Raw genomic sequence first — 15073 nt, 5'->3', positions numbered from 1 at the left:
ATGATGCAAACCGTTTTAGCGAAAATTGTCGCAGACAAGGCGATTTGGGTAGAAGCCCGCAAACAGCAACAACCGCTGGCCAGCTTTCAAGATGATGTTCAGCCTGGCTCACGTGATTTCTACGATGCGCTGCAAGGTGCACGCACCGCCTTTATTCTGGAATGCAAAAAAGCATCTCCATCAAAAGGCGTGATCCGTGATGACTTCGACCCTGCACAGATTGCGAGCATCTATAAACATTATGCTTCCGCGATCTCCGTACTGACCGATGAGAAGTATTTCCAGGGGAGCTTTGATTTCCTGCCTATCGTCAGCCGCATCGCACCGCAGCCGATTCTGTGTAAGGACTTTATTATCGATCCTTACCAGATTTACCTGGCGCGTTTCTACCAGGCGGACGCCTGTTTGCTGATGCTGTCGGTGCTCGATGATGAGCAATATCGTCAACTCGCCGCCGTCGCCCACAGCCTGAAAATGGGCGTACTGACCGAAGTCAGTAACGAAGAAGAGCTGGAGCGTGCTATCGCACTGGGCGCCAAAGTCGTTGGTATCAACAACCGTGACTTACGCGATCTGTCGATTGATCTGAATCGCACCCGTCAACTGGCACCGCGACTGGGTCATGGTGTGACCGTCATCAGCGAGTCCGGCATCAATACTTACGGTCAGGTGCGCGAGCTCAGCCACTTCGCTAACGGTTTTCTGATTGGCTCCGCGCTGATGTCGCATGCTGATCTGCACGCCGCCGTGCGACGCGTACTGCTCGGCGAGAATAAAGTCTGCGGTTTAACCCGGGCTCAGGATGCAAATGCGGCATACGAAGCGGGTGCCATTTACGGCGGCTTGATTTTTGTCCCCACATCACCGCGCGCGGTCAACGTTGAACAAGCGCGAGAGGTCATGACCGGCGCGCCGCTGCAATACGTCGGGGTGTTTCGCAACTCAGATATTACCGACGTGAGCGCAACAGCGGCGGAGCTGGGACTAACTGCCGTGCAACTGCACGGTAACGAAGACCAGTCCTATGTTGACGCCCTGCGCGACTTACTGCCCGCACAGGTGCAAATCTGGAAGGCACTCAGCGTCAGCGAGACGTTGCCAGCCCGTGATTATCAGCATGTCGATAAATACGTCTTCGACAACGGCCAGGGCGGCAGCGGTCAACGCTTCGACTGGTCACTTTTAGGCGGACAATCGCTGGATAACGTTTTACTGGCTGGCGGACTCGGCGCAGATAACTGCGTTGACGCGGCAAAAACCGGCTGTGCCGGTCTCGATTTCAATTCTGGCGTAGAGTCACAGCCGGGCATCAAAGATGCACGTCTTCTGGCTTCGGTCTTTCAGACGCTGCGCGCATATTAAGGAAAAGGACATGACAACATTACTCAATCCGTACTTTGGTGAATTTGGCGGTATGTATGTGCCACAGATTCTGATGCCTGCCCTGCGCCAGCTGGAAGAAGCTTTTGTCAGCGCACAAAAGGATCCTGAATTTCAGGCGCAGTTTACAGATCTGCTGAAAAACTATGCGGGTCGCCCAACCGCACTGACCAAGTGCCAGAACATTACTCAAGGCACCAACACGACGCTGTATCTCAAGCGTGAAGACTTACTGCACGGCGGTGCGCACAAAACCAACCAGGTGCTGGGTCAGGCGTTACTGGCGAAGCGTATGGGGAAAACGGAAATCATCGCCGAAACCGGCGCGGGTCAGCACGGCGTTGCATCTGCTCTCGCCAGCGCACTGCTGGGGTTGAAATGCCGTATTTATATGGGTGCGAAAGACGTTGAACGTCAGTCGCCTAACGTTTTCCGTATGCGTTTGATGGGCGCTGAAGTTATCCCCGTTCACAGCGGTTCCGCAACGCTGAAAGATGCCTGTAACGAAGCGCTTCGCGACTGGTCTGGCAGCTACGATACCGCGCACTACATGCTCGGTACGGCGGCTGGTCCGCACCCCTTCCCGACCATTGTGCGTGAGTTCCAGCGCATGATCGGTGAAGAAACCAAGGCGCAGATTCTGGAAAAAGAAGGTCGTCTGCCGGACGCCGTTATCGCCTGCGTAGGCGGCGGTTCTAACGCCATCGGGATGTTCGCCGATTTTATTAATGAAACCAGCGTAGGTCTGATTGGCGTAGAGCCAGGCGGTCACGGGATTGAGTCTGGAGAACACGGCGCACCGTTGAAGCATGGTCGTGTCGGGATTTACTTCGGCATGAAGTCCCCAATGATGCAGACTGAAGAAGGACAGATTGAAGAGTCTTACTCTATTTCTGCAGGGCTGGATTTCCCATCGGTCGGGCCACAGCATGCATACCTGAACAGCATTGGTCGCGCCGATTATGTTTCAATCACCGATGATGAAGCACTGGAAGCCTTCAAAACGCTGTGTCTGCACGAGGGAATTATTCCGGCACTGGAGTCCTCCCATGCCCTGGCGCACGCGTTGAAAATGATGCGTGAGAATCCAGAAAAAGAGCAGTTGCTGGTGGTTAATCTCTCCGGTCGCGGCGACAAAGACATTTTCACCGTACACGATATTTTGAAAGCGCGAGGGGAAATCTGATGGAACGTTACGAAAACCTGTTTGCACAGCTGAAGGACCGCAAAGAAGGCGCTTTTGTCCCCTTCGTAACCCTGGGCGATCCGTCTGTTGAGCAGTCACTGAAAATCATTGATACGCTGATTGAAGCCGGTGCCGACGCGCTTGAGCTCGGCATTCCGTTCTCCGATCCGCTGGCAGATGGCCCAACTATTCAGGAAGCCACCCTGCGTGCGTTTGCCGCCGGCGTTACACCGTCGCAATGCTTTGAAATGCTGGCGCTGATTCGCCAGAAGCATCCGACGATTCCCATTGGGTTGCTGATGTATGCCAACCTGGTCTTCAGCAAGGGCATTGACGAGTTTTACGCCCAGTGCGAAAAAGTGGGTGTGGATTCTGTGTTAGTGGCCGATGTTCCCGTTGAAGAGTCTGCACCATTCAGAACTGCAGCGCTCCGTCACAATATTGCACCAATTTTCATCTGCCCGCCGAACGCTGATGAAGAACTGCTACGCCAGATTGCCTCTTATGGTCGTGGCTACACTTATCTGCTTTCACGTGCAGGCGTGACCGGTGCCGAAAATCGTGCGGCATTACCGCTGCATCATCTGGTTGAAAAGCTGAAACAATATGATGCTCCACCTTCTTTACAGGGCTTTGGTATTTCTGCGCCTGAACAGGTAGCCGGTGCTATTGAAGCCGGTGCTTCCGGTGCAATTTCCGGCTCGGCAATTGTGAAAATCATTGAGAAAAATGTTGCGGCACCGGAACAGATGCTGGCTGAGCTGAAAGCGTTTGTCAGCGCGATGAAAGCCGCCACCCACCAATAAGCTAAATCAACCGCCAGAAATTTCTGGCGGTTTTATCCTTCTTTCGTGTGCTTCATTCTATACATAGCGCTATCCGCATTCTGAATGGCCACATCAAGTTCACCATTCACCTCTGCAATCCCCCACGATACTGACAATGGCACGGTATGGCCATCCACCACAAACACATGGCTGGTCACCTGCCCACTAATACGTTGCGCGATTGCTATAGCGTCAGTTGCCTGCGATCGAAACAGCAGGATCATAAATTCATCCCCGCCGGTACGAATCACAATATCGTGACTGGTGCGGGTGTTTGACAGCATTCTGTTGGCGATAATTTGCAGCGCACGATCGCCTGCCGCGTGGCCCCAGGTGTCATTGACGGCCTTGAACTTATTACAGTCAAGTAGCACCACCGAGCAGTGTGATAAATCCCGACGCTTGATGATGTCGAGAATTCGGCGGTTAAAACAGCCGGTCAGAGTATCGATATAAACTTTTAGGTCGCTTTCGTTTAGCCATGACTTTAACGAGAAGCTAATGATGATGAAAAAGAACGGCGCCAGCAGGATAACAATCCCGGCATGTGCGTCGCGCGCCATAAAACGGCCTAATGAAAGCGAATAGTGCAGCGCATATTTCTCCGAAAAATTGCGCACCATAAAGCGGGATTGACCGGTACATTTACCGGATAAACAGAGACTCTCATGGTTTGTTAAATTCACCAACTCCACATTCAGCTCCGGTGGAATTTGGTTGTCAAATGCCTGGGCTAACGCTTCCTGCAATTCGGGCTTTGAATGGTCATAGACCAGATAGGCTACGATTTGGTCTGATATCTCTTTGCCAGACAGATCGTAGATATAACTCACCACGCTATAAGCTTTTTCACCGGTAATTTTATCGGTATAAAAATTCGTCGAACTAAGGGCTTTGTTTTTGACGTTTTTTTGCAGTAATCGAGTATAGAAATCGACCGGAGGATAGAAAAAGTTGGTGATATCCCGTGCCATTTCAGAATTAGAGAAACTGAAATTGCGCGAATCGGAAGCCATAAACCAGTAAAAATAATCTGAGTTTTTGGCGATAATATAACGATGTGCATCAAAACTGCCCGGGTTTAGCTCATTGACCATACCACGAATAAATTCAGCCGCTGTATACATACACAGCGCATTGTGGCTGGTTTGCTGGGCAACCATTGTCCCGGTCGCTGAATGCAGCCGCTTTGGGTCGGCGTTAATTCCCCATTCCTGATCATTCCGAGGAACAAATCGAGACATATCGCCACATTGCTCGCCATTTTTGATGTGGTGATAGCGCTCACCAATCGCATCAGCGATCAGCTCATTATCGTTAAAAATGTCCATCATGCGCGCTTGCAGGCGGTTGACACCTTCGCTGGCAGCGGCCATTCGCTGTTCATAAATAATAAACAGAAACAACGACGTAAATACCAACGTAATGAGCCCTGATACCAGCAGTGCCTGCCTGTTTCTGAGCTTATCCTGCACAATCTTCACGAGTCCACCCTGATAGTTAACAGTGTTGCCAAATCGGTTACCCGTTTATGTTGTTGCATAACAGCGTTGTACGTTGATAGAGAATGTTCGCCACCCCGAAGCAGGTAAGTTGATGCAGCCCGCAGTCGCGCGCTTAGGTTACAGTTTTATACAACAAAAGCACATATTTGTTAACATAAGCGCAAACTAATCATCACCTTCAATAGGATACCCTGCCCGTCGAATGGCCTCGCGGCAGTCGTTTACGCCTGCGGCATAGCCCGCCTCAATCTCACAAACCGGACTGGCGCTGCAATAAGGTAGTGTAACCGGAGTCGCAATAAGTTTCTCCAGCGCCTCAATTTTATCCATGCAAAGCAATAACTCACGTGCAGCACTCACGGCAAACGCTGCCGTTTGATCTTCGGAGAACGGTTCCAGAAGTGTTATTTTTTGCTGTAGCAGATGGCGGGTCAACATCATCAGCAATACCCTCAAAGTTGTTTTGCTTAAAGAGTAGCACTACATCAAAGGGAGAAAGGTAGGATGGGATTGTTTAAACGATGGGTCGAGGTAAGGATATTGTCTGAAAACGGTAACAGACAGCTCCGTGCGAATCTCTGGCGAAGATCAGAAAATTTAGTTGATGACGATGGAAAATATCCGAGTTTGTAATAATGGTGCACTCATTTTTTCCATACTGTCTGAGACTGTCAATCATTGGACTATTCTGAGCAAGAAGCGGACCACATAATCTGATGTAAAGCTTCACTGATAATGTCGGGACAGTGATGAGTGAGAAACTCACGTTGTGCTTACACCAGATTATCTGGAATGATGGAGTTAACATCTCAATTGTTCATAGCGGTGCTGAGTGGATGCAGGATATCGCGGGGCATATTGGACGTATAACGTTTATCGCGTACCTAAGAAGTTATGGCCAGAGATTTTAATTATTACATTTTCTTTTTTAAGATAGTGGTTTTTATCAGTTTTTTAGAATAGATATATCTGGCCAGACATTCTTCTTCATAACAATTTTATGAGTTAAAAAAATCTGCCATAATGACAGATTCTTTTAATCTATCATTAGAGATTAGCAACGTTATGATATACTTTTTGAACATCATCGTCATCTTCAAGGGCATCAACAAGCCCTGCAAAGACTTCTAAATCTTCTGGTGAAAGTTCAATTTCTGATTGAGCAATCATCTCTAATTCTGTGGTAGAGAATTCAGTAATCCCTGCGGCTTTTAAAGCTGCAATGCCTTTGTGAAGATCTGTAGATTCTGTATAAATAACGATGTTTCCTTCTTCTTCGGTTACATCACGAACATCTACTTCAGCATTAAGCAAAATTTCAAAAATGTGGTCAGGATCTGTCCCTTCAAATACAATCACTCCGGTATTGTCAAACATATAGCTGACAGAACCAGCCGCTCCGATATTCCCGCCTTTTTTATTAAAAATTGAGCGGACATTAGCAATCGTACGGTTAACATTTGAAGTCAATGTTTCAGCGATAATCAGTGAACCACTGGGACCAAAGCCTTCATAACGCCCTTGCACGAACGTTTCATCGCTGCCGCCTTTGGCTTTATCAATGGCTTTATCAATAACGTGTTTTGGAACCTGCGCTTGTTTAGCACGTTCAATAACGAATTTTAAAGTTGTATTTAATTCTGGATCTGGTTCGCCTTGTTTAGCAGCAGCATAAATTTCGACACCAAATTTTGCATATACATTAGACGTTGCTCCGTCTTTAGCTGTTTTTTTAGCAACAATATTTGCCCACTTACGTCCCACTGGAATGATCTCCTCAAAAATTCATTTACATAGCCGACAGGTAAATAACCTAGCATTACATTATATCATGACGTATAAATCCTCGTCTATTAAAAATAAAAATATTAGAATTTTACGATATGTTACTTTAATTTTATCAATAGTTAACATTATTGATAAATTATCCTCTGGTTCTTTTTTGTTCTTAATAAATGGTCCGCAGCAATAATGCATAAGTGAAGAGAAACAAAAGTGATATTCCAGACAAACACTTCTACTATTAAAGTTGCTGCTGCACTGCTTATAGCGAGGTTTCGACACACAAATTTTGTCAGGCCAGAGGAGCAAAATAATGGCCGTTCAAGACAACGACACGCGTGGAAAAGAATGAAAAAAAACTGGTCACTTGATGACCAGTTTTGCAGGGGTTTTGCAGAAGAACTTAAAAACGATAACCCGCAGAGAACATAAACACCCACGGATCGAGGCGTACACTGTCTCGCTGCTGGACGCCACCCATTTTATAGCTTGCGGTGGTATCGATATCCATGTACCAGACCGACATGTTAATCAACCAGTCGCGGTTAATCAGATAGTCCATACCGACTTGCCCTGCTGCCCCCCAGGAATCTTTCAGACTCAGGTCCGATAACCCTGTTTCTTTACCGTTATCGTTAAAGCCTTCATCGAAGAAGGTCGTGTAGTTCACCCCAACACCTACGTACGGACGCAGTTTACTGCTGGAGTCACCGAAGTACCACTGCGCCATTAACGTCGGCGGTAAATGATGTACGGTGGCAATATCCCCCGTTGCAGCAGTGCCGATTTTATGGCGGAACGGCGTAGCTGCCAGTAATTCAACACCGATATTGTCGGTTGCCATGTAGGTAAATGTCAGACCCAGCTGCGTGTTATTGCTGACATCAAAGCCACCTAAGCTGCCCAGCGTACCACCTGCACCTTCCGTCGGCCTGACGGTGGCTGAACCTGCACGAATAAAGAACTCTCCAGCTTCATGCGCAAATGCGTTACCAGAGAGAAGAGTTGTTAAAGCCAATGCTGCAACTGTTAATTTTTTCATGTCCGCTCCATCGTTATGGTTATAAAAGCGGAACGAATATACCCACATTGGAGTAATAAGTGATCTAACATGGATCACATTGACTTTGATAATTTAACATTTATTGATCCAGATTAAGTTAGAACTTGCATTCAAAATCCTGGTTAAATTAATTCAGATCAATTTTGATATATTTTCAATGTGCAAGTACCCCCAGCTCATTGCTGATGGGTGATGGATATCTGCGCGTGATGCGCAGATAACAAACAGCGTTTATGCACGACGCTGAAGTCATAGCCAAAAATTACTGCAGCTTTACAAAGATATGCTTTTCCATACATCGCGCGATGCTGCCACTGTAGAGTTATCCAGGGTACAATTGCCCGCAAATGAACACCTGCAAAACTCAAGGAGAGTGCATGTCTATCACGGCGAAATCCGTTTACCGTGACACGGGAAACTTTTTCCGTAATCAATTCATTACCATCTTGCTGGTATCGTTGTTGTGCGCGTTTATCACAGTGGTGTTAGGGCATGCCTTTTCCCCCACTGACGCACAAATTGCGCAACTCAGTGAAGGCGATCAGTTAACCAGCAGCGTGGGGCTGTTCGATCTGGTGCAAAACATGACCCCGGAGCAACAGCAAATTTTGCTACGCGCTTCCGCGGCGTCGACGTTTTCCGGTCTGATTGGTAATGCCATCCTCGCCGGGGGGGTCATCCTGATGATTCAGCTGATTTCAGCAGGTCATCGGGTCAGTGCGTTACGTGCTATCGGCGCCAGTGCGCCAGTGTTGCCGAAGCTGTTTATTCTGATTTTTTTGACTACTCTGCTAGTGCAAATCGGTATTATGCTGGTTGTTGTTCCCGGTATTCTGCTGGCGATCCTGCTGGCACTCGCACCGGTGATGTTGGTACAGGACAAAATGGGTGTCTTTGCCGCGATGCGCAACAGTATGCGTCTGGCGTGGTCGAATATGCGACTGGTTGCGCCGGCAGTGATCGGTTGGTTGCTGGCAAAAACGCTGCTGTTGCTTTTTGCGCCAAGTTTTGCAGTACTTACGCCGAATGTAGGCGCGGTATTGGCGAATACGCTGAGCAATATGATCTCCGCCGTGTTGCTGATCTATTTGTTCCGCCTGTATATGCTGATTCGCCAATAAACCCTGAACGCATTCCGGGCTTGTTCCCGGTGCTTTTGATGACGGAATCGAAGAATGAAGCAGTTTCTTGATTTTTTACCGCTGGTTGTCTTTTTTGCTTTTTATAAGCTTTACGACATCTATGCGGCGACCTCGGCGCTGATTGTCGCGACGGCTGTAGTGTTGATTTACAGTTGGGTTCGCTATCGCAAGGTCGAGAAGATGGCGTTAATCACCTTTGTCCTGGTGGCCGTATTTGGTGGTTTGACTATTTTTTTCCACAACGATGAATTCATTAAGTGGAAAGTAACGGTGATTTACGGGCTGTTTGCTGGGGCTCTGCTGGTTAGCCAGTGGGTGATGAAAAAGCCGCTGATTCAACGCATGTTAGGTAAAGAGCTGACCCTACCGCAGCCGGTGTGGTCGAAACTTAATTTAGCCTGGGCCGTCTTTTTCATCCTGTGTGGTCTGGCGAATATCTATATTGCATTTTGGCTACCGCAGAATATTTGGGTCAACTTCAAGGTGTTCGGCCTGACCGCCCTGACTTTATTCTTTACGCTGCTTAGTGGGGTCTATATTTACCGTCATCTGCCGCAAGAAGATAAATCGTAATACATGCTCGCCAGATCCCCGGATCTGGCGAATTTTTATCCCTTCGCGTTCCATAGAGCTGACAACCTGACTTACATCTGCTCTGCACGCCGCATCACCTCTGTTCTCAACGCACAAATTCTAGTAGCATCGCGCCTGTAATCTTTCTCTATAGTCGGTTCTACAATGACAACAACGAATAACACTCCCCAGGGTGAACTGGTTTTACGTACTCTGGCCATGCCTGCCGATACCAACGCGAACGGTGATATTTTTGGCGGCTGGCTGATGTCACAAATGGATATAGGTGGCGCGATTCAGGCCAAAGAGATCGCACATGGTCGTGTGGTAACGGTGCGAGTGGAAGGGATGAGCTTTTTGCGCCCGGTCGCCGTAGGTGATGTGGTGTGTTGCTATGCGCGCTGTGTGAAACGCGGGACAACCTCGATCAGCATCAATATTGAAGTTTGGGTGAAGAAGGTCGCTTCTGAACCTATTGGGCAGCGCTATAAGGCCACCGAAGCTCTGTTTATCTACGTTGCCGTTGATAAAGACGGGAAACCGCGTCCAATTCCCACGTTGGTCTGATAGCACACGTCAGTACTGCTATCCGGCAATCATCACTCTTGATCATTGCCGGACGGCCTGATGCTTACTCGATCTGCGTTGTGCCGTTTAATTTGAAAACAATATTCACCACAAGCCCGGAACCGGGTTTGCCTGCTTCATAACGCCATCTACGCATCGCGTTTTTCACTTCACGCTCAAACATATTGGCAGGCTGTGCAGACAGGATCTCCACATTTTCAACCCGGCCATCCGGCGTTACGTTAAATTTGACCTTTACCCGGCCTTCAATGCGCAGCGCCTGAGCTCGCGCCGGATACTGAGGCTGATTACGGCTTAAAGCGCGTGGACCCGATGGCGCACTGACCACCGGTTTGCTGGTAGTTGCCGGCGCGGTATTGGTCATTGTGCGAGTAGGTGCCGTATTTTCCACTGGGGAGGCCGGGCGCGGTTCTGCTGGTTTAACATCGCGTTTCGGTTGCTCTTCCACCTTTTTCACCGGTTTTGGCTTCGGTTTAGGCTTGGGCTTCGGTTTTTCAATCACCACCGGCGCCTCTTTTGGTGGCTCTGGAATCGGTTCAGGTTCCGGTTCAGGCTCGACAATGGGTTCCGGCGGCGGCTGAACGGCCTGAGGCGGTTCGAGATCGGCAGGCGCGACCATCGTGACAGAGATCGGCTGCGCTGGCGCAGGTAGTTCAATAACCTGATGTACCGAGGTATACAGCAAACCAGCCACTACGGCACCATGAATGCCGACAGACAGTAACGTTGGCCAGGGAAAGCGACGAGGTAAATCAAGGGTCATTGAAGTCATAATCGTTTCAGTAAAAAAACCAGGCCCTGATTTTAAATGCAAATAGCAATCATATTCAATAAGCCCGTGGTGCTAACTGACATTTAAAACGCGATTTTATGATAAAAAACCACTTTCAGAGTATGGCCTTAACATATCAGTTATCTTTCCGTTGCAGTTGTTAGGCCTTTCCAATAACGTTATTAACGACTTTTACCGTTCAAGGAGCTCTACCCGTGCTGTATGTTATTTACGCTCAAGATATCGCAGACTCTCTCGAAAAACGTCTTTCCGTGCGCCCTGCTCATCTGGCTCGCCTGCAACTCCTTCATGACGAAGGTCGTTTGCTCACGGCGGGCCCCATGCCAGCGGTCGACAGTAACGATCCCGGTGCGGCGGGTTTTACCGGCTCGACGGTGATTGCCGAATTTGAATCTTTGGAGGCGGCACAGGCGTGGGCAGAAGCCGATCCGTATGTTGCGGCGGGGGTTTATGCGCAGGTTTCAGTAAAACCTTACAAGAAAGTATTTTGACAAAACAAAAAGCCATTTTCATTTATAAAAATACTGAACAGTAAGCAAAATACATAGCCATTGAGGGCGCATTTAGGTGCACATTAGTCTAAACGCCCTCACTTCTCGTCTCTATGCATTAATTCAGCATATCAAAGCAATGATAAGTACCCTTATAAAAGGTAGCTACGACCGTTTATTAGCGTGTCATTGATTGTTTCTTACTCAACCTCAGTGTATTTTATTATCTGTCGAGATTAATTTGTCACAATGCAGACAGGCTGCGTTGTCACGATATACGGGATTTTAGTCAATTATGGCTTTTGATTCGTTCCGTCCCGCCTCTCCCTCTCCTAAAGCATTCCGCCATGATATCAATGGCCTGCGAGCATGGGCTGTATTAGCGGTCGTATTTTATCACTTTGGCGTACCCGGATTTAGCGGTGGCTTTATCGGCGTTGATGTTTTTTTTGTTATATCAGGTTTCCTGATGACCGCCATCATCGTGAACGGCCTTGAACGTGGCAATTTTTCATTATGGAGTTTCTATCTGGCACGTGCCAGACGAATTATTCCTGCCTTAATTGCATTATGTAGCACGTTACTTTTCTTGGGTTGGTTTTGGTTGCCCACCGCTGATTATCATGTGCTGGCAACCAATGCGATCACAGCGCTTACTTTTGTTTCCAATCTCAAGTTTTGGCGTGAAGTGGGTTATTTCGATATCACTTCCAGAGAAAACTGGTTGCTGCACACATGGTCTCTTTCGGTGGAGTGGCAATTTTACATTTTGTTGCCTGTTGGCTGCATTTTACTCTGGCGCTGGTTTGGCCGGGAGGGTGTTAAGTTTGCACTTATCGCCGCAGGCGTACTGTCATTAGTTCTATCAATTTACGTGAGCCCTCGACTCCCAGGTAGTGCGTTTTATCTACTCCCCACCCGCATTTGGGAATTATTAGCTGGAGGAGGTGTATGGTGGCTAACTCGTCGGCATTCTATGTCGCAACGCCCAGCCCGGATACTAGAGTTGGTGGGTTTTATTTTAATTGCCCTGTCAGTCACACTCCTGGATGCGACACGACCATGGCCGGGAAGTTATGCCGTGGTCCCTGTGCTGGGGACCGTGCTGGTTCTTGCGGCTAATCGCCAGCGATCATTTTTTACATCTACGGCAATTTTTCGCCAGATAGGTGCCAGTTCTTATTCAATTTATCTGTGGCACTGGCCGCTTACGGTGCTGCTTAGTTATGCCGACAAACATCACAATCCCTGGTGGATTGCTACTGGCATTGTAATGAGTGTGCTATTGGGAAAGATCTCTTTATTGCTCGTAGAGATTCCGACACGCAAACAGCTTGCGCTAACCCCTGCACGCAAACAGAGCTGGATACTATTACTGTTAATTTTGAGCACTGGTGGAATGGCCGCAGGGGCTCGTTATCAGCAAGTCGATGGTAGAATTAACCCGGCAATTGAATTAGCGATGATCCCGAAACTTGATTACGCAGTCCGATTTGAAAAATGTCTGCTCGCGCCGGGTAAAGGAAGCGAGTCTCCTATGTGCAGATATGGCAAAGGAGAGTTAACGGCCATTGTCCTGGGAGACAGTCATGCAAGCATGCTGGTTTCAGCTGTCGCAGAAGCTGCACCCGGTGCGGTTGTTGAGATGACCTATGCGAGCTGTCCGACAGTGTTAGGCATGAAACGAAGAGAGGATATTAATGATGACTGTAAACTTTTTAATGATCGAGCTATTAATTTACTAAATAATGAATATAAAAATAAACTCGTCTTTATCGCCAACAGAAGCAGCCTCGCTATCCTGGGACAAAATGAAAAGGACGATTTTTTTAATATTCCTATGGGATTTTTTGATACACCGAATGAACACCCCAATCAGAATTTAACACAGCAGTTTAGCCAGAAACTCGTAAAAACTCTGTGTTCCATAGAGAATAGTCAGAGGGTATTTCTGGTCCGCCCTATTCCTGAAATGGCAGTCGATGTGCCTAATACAATGGCCAGGGCACTGATGTTTGGTAAGTCAGACAGTACAGTATCTATTTCTCTCGATGAATATTACCAGCGACAAACAGCCATTTGGGCAGCACAAGATGAGGCGGCCCTGCGCTGCGGGGTCAATATTCTCAATCCGTTACCCTATCTTTGCAAGGATGGGCGGTGTTGGGGAGATGCTGGTGGACGTCCACTTTACTCAGACAGTAACCACCTAAGTGCATTTGGCAGTACGCTTTTACTCCCCATGTTTCAACGCGCATTTAAACAAGCAGAACATACCGAGGCAACTAACGCCCTGCAACTTTGATGCTTGACCAGAAATATGGGAATCATATCCATTCGGATACTAATATTCACTCAAGTAAAAAAGCCGCAGATAGCGGCTTTGGTTGTTACTTTTTCTCGTCAGTGTAACGACGAGCGTTGTCAAAAAGATTTGTACACATAATGGCTTCCCTCAAAAGACAATAAAATAACAGAATAGGATAACGGGTAATACCTGACCACACTATTATGAACCATTAGCCCCAGAAAGTAGAATCATCGCATTGATAATAAAAAGAAAAGTATAATCAGCGAGAAATTTACGCTGCCGTTTTTTCAACAGTTCTTTCTTGAAACAACGGTGCTTTATTCATTACGTCTGGGATGCACCCGGTTTTAACAATCACACCAGGATTACCAACAACGACAGAAAAAGGCGGGATACTTTCGGTCACAAACGCCCCGGCAGCAATTTTACTCCCTTGCCCAATGATAACCCCGCCGACGATGACAGCATTTGGACCAATCCAAACTTCATCTTCAATAATGGGGTAACCCGTGATGCGGGTTCCTGCTCCCTGAATAGTATCTCGCTGACCGATAGTTACACCATGAAATAAGGTAACGTTCTTTCCAATTCTTGCACTCGGCGATATCACTATCCCCCAGCCATGAGTGATAGCCAACCCGGCACCAACCTGTGTGCTCGATGGAAAATCCATCGAGCCCATGTGAGCAGCACACCGATGCAAGATCTTAAATGGATAGAGCATGATACGCAGCGGTGTGCGCGAAACCGCACAGTATTGGCATAAACGCATCATCACAATGATACGGAATGTTCTGCTAATTACTGTACCAATTATTAGTTTACTCCATGAGAAATAACCAAATTCACGGTGGGTATCGGCTTTAATTTTGTCGAATGCCATCATACTGTCTCGTTGTTTAATCGTTAAAATGTATCAGTTCTCACTGAAATAAAAACATATTTTCTTGTCACCAGCATTCTTCTTTTCGAGTAGATACGGCACCTGAAAGATGACAATAATATAAATAATGAAATGGTTATCTCTTACCTGGACCAAAAACAATAATGACGGCAGGAAAGTATTTAAGAATCAATACGGGAAAACAGACATTGGGCACCGCCAGCGGTGCCCTTTTGGGATCAGATGCTGTGGATCGCAAACAACAACGAGTTACGCTGGTGGTTGAGAACGCACTTCCTGATGGTATGGATACGCATATTACGACGCGATTGTCCTTCAAGCCAACGTGCTTTACGGCGGCTAGCCTGACGCAGCATCCGCCAGCGTCCCACTTCCGTTCTACTACGCTTCATGTTAACTACTCTTCCAGTCACTGAGCGGCCATTATAACGCCAGACCGAATGCAGACCAGTGGTTTTCCCGTGTTTTTATTTGCCAGATTAATCCTGATGCGTAAACTCTTAACAATACGCTTTCAAAAGGATTTTT

15 protein-coding genes and 1 pseudogene are annotated in these 15073 nt (G+C 47.6%); 9 read left to right on the top strand and 7 right to left on the bottom strand.

Annotated elements, in window-relative coordinates:
• The first annotated feature begins 3 nt into the window (after positions 1 to 3).
• Genes trpCF through trpA form a run of 3 tightly spaced genes read left to right on the top strand, consistent with a single transcriptional unit; the run spans position 4 to position 3372 of the window.
• Positions 4 to 1362 (top strand): bifunctional indole-3-glycerol-phosphate synthase TrpC/phosphoribosylanthranilate isomerase TrpF, encoded by a 1359-nt coding sequence (gene trpCF / locus OGY17_RS10750; RefSeq protein WP_079935308.1) that lies wholly within the window; start codon positions 4 to 6, stop codon positions 1360 to 1362.
• Positions 1363 to 1372: 10 nt separating this feature from the next.
• The gene (trpB, locus tag OGY17_RS10745) at positions 1373 to 2566 is read left to right on the top strand and encodes a tryptophan synthase subunit beta (RefSeq protein WP_003020645.1); all 1194 of its coding nucleotides are present in this window, start codon (positions 1373 to 1375) and stop codon (positions 2564 to 2566) included.
• Entirely contained in the window at positions 2566 to 3372 is an 807-nt protein-coding gene (gene trpA, locus OGY17_RS10740; protein WP_032943613.1) for a tryptophan synthase subunit alpha, read from the top strand. Before trpB ends, trpA begins: the two co-directional genes overlap by 1 nt.
• Positions 3373 to 3404: 32 nt before the next feature.
• On the opposite strand, the gene OGY17_RS10735 is transcribed toward trpA, so the two are convergent.
• The 4 genes from OGY17_RS10735 to ompW form a co-directional block, all read right to left on the bottom strand.
• Entirely contained in the window at positions 3405 to 4877 is a 1473-nt protein-coding gene (locus OGY17_RS10735) for a GGDEF domain-containing protein (protein WP_079935304.1), read from the bottom strand.
• A gap of 186 nt (positions 4878 to 5063) precedes the next feature.
• The gene (locus tag OGY17_RS10730; RefSeq protein ID WP_032943616.1) at positions 5064 to 5339 is read right to left on the bottom strand and encodes a hypothetical protein; all 276 of its coding nucleotides are present in this window, start codon (positions 5337 to 5339) and stop codon (positions 5064 to 5066) included.
• Between the two features lie 606 nt (positions 5340 to 5945).
• On the bottom strand, positions 5946 to 6662 hold the full coding sequence (locus OGY17_RS10725) for a YebC/PmpR family DNA-binding transcriptional regulator (protein ID WP_100272378.1): 717 nt from the start codon (positions 6660 to 6662) through the stop codon (positions 5946 to 5948).
• 421 nt (positions 6663 to 7083) lie between these two features.
• A complete protein-coding gene (gene ompW / locus OGY17_RS10720; RefSeq protein ID WP_003833354.1) occupies positions 7084 to 7722 on the bottom strand; it encodes an outer membrane protein OmpW in 639 nt (212 codons plus the stop codon).
• A 292-nt stretch (positions 7723 to 8014) separates the two neighbouring features.
• On the opposite strand from ompW, the pseudogene OGY17_RS10715 reads away from it, so the two are divergent.
• From OGY17_RS10715 to yciA, 4 genes and pseudogenes are all read left to right on the top strand, one after another.
• Positions 8015 to 8092: pseudogene (locus OGY17_RS10715) on the top strand (YkgJ family cysteine cluster protein); the annotation flags it as partial.
• 28 nt (positions 8093 to 8120) lie between these two features.
• Positions 8121 to 8864 (top strand): YciC family protein, encoded by a 744-nt coding sequence (locus OGY17_RS10710; RefSeq protein WP_003020663.1) that lies wholly within the window; start codon positions 8121 to 8123, stop codon positions 8862 to 8864.
• Positions 8865 to 8918: 54 nt separating this feature from the next.
• Positions 8919 to 9458 (top strand): septation protein A, encoded by a 540-nt coding sequence (locus OGY17_RS10705; RefSeq protein WP_003020667.1) that lies wholly within the window; start codon positions 8919 to 8921, stop codon positions 9456 to 9458.
• Between the two features lie 165 nt (positions 9459 to 9623).
• The gene (gene yciA, locus OGY17_RS10700; protein ID WP_008784945.1) at positions 9624 to 10025 is read left to right on the top strand and encodes an acyl-CoA thioester hydrolase YciA; all 402 of its coding nucleotides are present in this window, start codon (positions 9624 to 9626) and stop codon (positions 10023 to 10025) included.
• A 64-nt stretch (positions 10026 to 10089) separates the two neighbouring features.
• Here the strand turns inward: yciA and tonB are convergent, their stop codons facing one another.
• A complete protein-coding gene (tonB, locus tag OGY17_RS10695; RefSeq protein WP_286607200.1) occupies positions 10090 to 10818 on the bottom strand; it encodes a TonB system transport protein TonB in 729 nt (242 codons plus the stop codon).
• Positions 10819 to 11033: 215 nt separating this feature from the next.
• Between tonB and OGY17_RS10690 the strand changes: the two genes are divergently transcribed.
• Positions 11034 to 11330, top strand: a complete 297-nt coding sequence (locus OGY17_RS10690; RefSeq protein WP_003020675.1) for a YciI family protein — start codon at positions 11034 to 11036, stop codon at positions 11328 to 11330.
• Positions 11331 to 11625: 295 nt separating this feature from the next.
• The gene (locus OGY17_RS10685) at positions 11626 to 13635 is read left to right on the top strand and encodes an acyltransferase family protein (RefSeq protein WP_286607198.1); all 2010 of its coding nucleotides are present in this window, start codon (positions 11626 to 11628) and stop codon (positions 13633 to 13635) included.
• 277 nt (positions 13636 to 13912) lie between these two features.
• Here OGY17_RS10685 and OGY17_RS10680 read toward each other — a convergent pair whose 3' ends face one another.
• On the bottom strand, positions 13913 to 14527 hold the full coding sequence (locus OGY17_RS10680) for a serine acetyltransferase (protein WP_286576865.1): 615 nt from the start codon (positions 14525 to 14527) through the stop codon (positions 13913 to 13915).
• 236 nt (positions 14528 to 14763) lie between these two features.
• A complete protein-coding gene (locus OGY17_RS10675) occupies positions 14764 to 14937 on the bottom strand; it encodes a YciY family protein (protein WP_122984013.1) in 174 nt (57 codons plus the stop codon).
• Positions 14938 to 15073 lie beyond the last annotated feature (136 nt).

The sequence above is a fragment of the Citrobacter sp. Cpo126 genome (genome assembly GCF_030332445.1).
Classification (GTDB): Bacteria; Pseudomonadota; Gammaproteobacteria; order Enterobacterales; family Enterobacteriaceae; genus Citrobacter; species Citrobacter portucalensis.
Note: the sequence above shows the minus strand (reverse complement) of the source record. Positions and strands in the feature narration are given on the sequence as shown.

What these genes read in the sequence shown, in the direction of transcription:
- OGY17_RS10675 (WP_122984013.1), bottom strand. Translation starts at nt 14,937, where the DNA reads ATGAAGCGTAGTAGAACGGAAGTGGGACGCTGGCGGATGCTGCGTCAG.
- yciA (WP_008784945.1), top strand. Translation starts at nt 9,624, where the DNA reads ATGACAACAACGAATAACACTCCCCAGGGTGAACTGGTTTTACGTACT.
- OGY17_RS10680 (WP_286576865.1), bottom strand. Translation starts at nt 14,527, where the DNA reads ATGATGGCATTCGACAAAATTAAAGCCGATACCCACCGTGAATTTGGT.
- trpB (WP_003020645.1), top strand. Translation starts at nt 1,373, where the DNA reads ATGACAACATTACTCAATCCGTACTTTGGTGAATTTGGCGGTATGTAT.
- ompW (WP_003833354.1), bottom strand. Translation starts at nt 7,722, where the DNA reads ATGAAAAAATTAACAGTTGCAGCATTGGCTTTAACAACTCTTCTCTCT.
- OGY17_RS10705 (WP_003020667.1), top strand. Translation starts at nt 8,919, where the DNA reads ATGAAGCAGTTTCTTGATTTTTTACCGCTGGTTGTCTTTTTTGCTTTT.
- OGY17_RS10710 (WP_003020663.1), top strand. Translation starts at nt 8,121, where the DNA reads ATGTCTATCACGGCGAAATCCGTTTACCGTGACACGGGAAACTTTTTC.
- trpCF (WP_079935308.1), top strand. Translation starts at nt 4, where the DNA reads ATGCAAACCGTTTTAGCGAAAATTGTCGCAGACAAGGCGATTTGGGTA.
- OGY17_RS10730 (WP_032943616.1), bottom strand. Translation starts at nt 5,339, where the DNA reads ATGATGTTGACCCGCCATCTGCTACAGCAAAAAATAACACTTCTGGAA.
- trpA (WP_032943613.1), top strand. Translation starts at nt 2,566, where the DNA reads ATGGAACGTTACGAAAACCTGTTTGCACAGCTGAAGGACCGCAAAGAA.
- tonB (WP_286607200.1), bottom strand. Translation starts at nt 10,818, where the DNA reads ATGACTTCAATGACCCTTGATTTACCTCGTCGCTTTCCCTGGCCAACG.
- OGY17_RS10685 (WP_286607198.1), top strand. Translation starts at nt 11,626, where the DNA reads ATGGCTTTTGATTCGTTCCGTCCCGCCTCTCCCTCTCCTAAAGCATTC.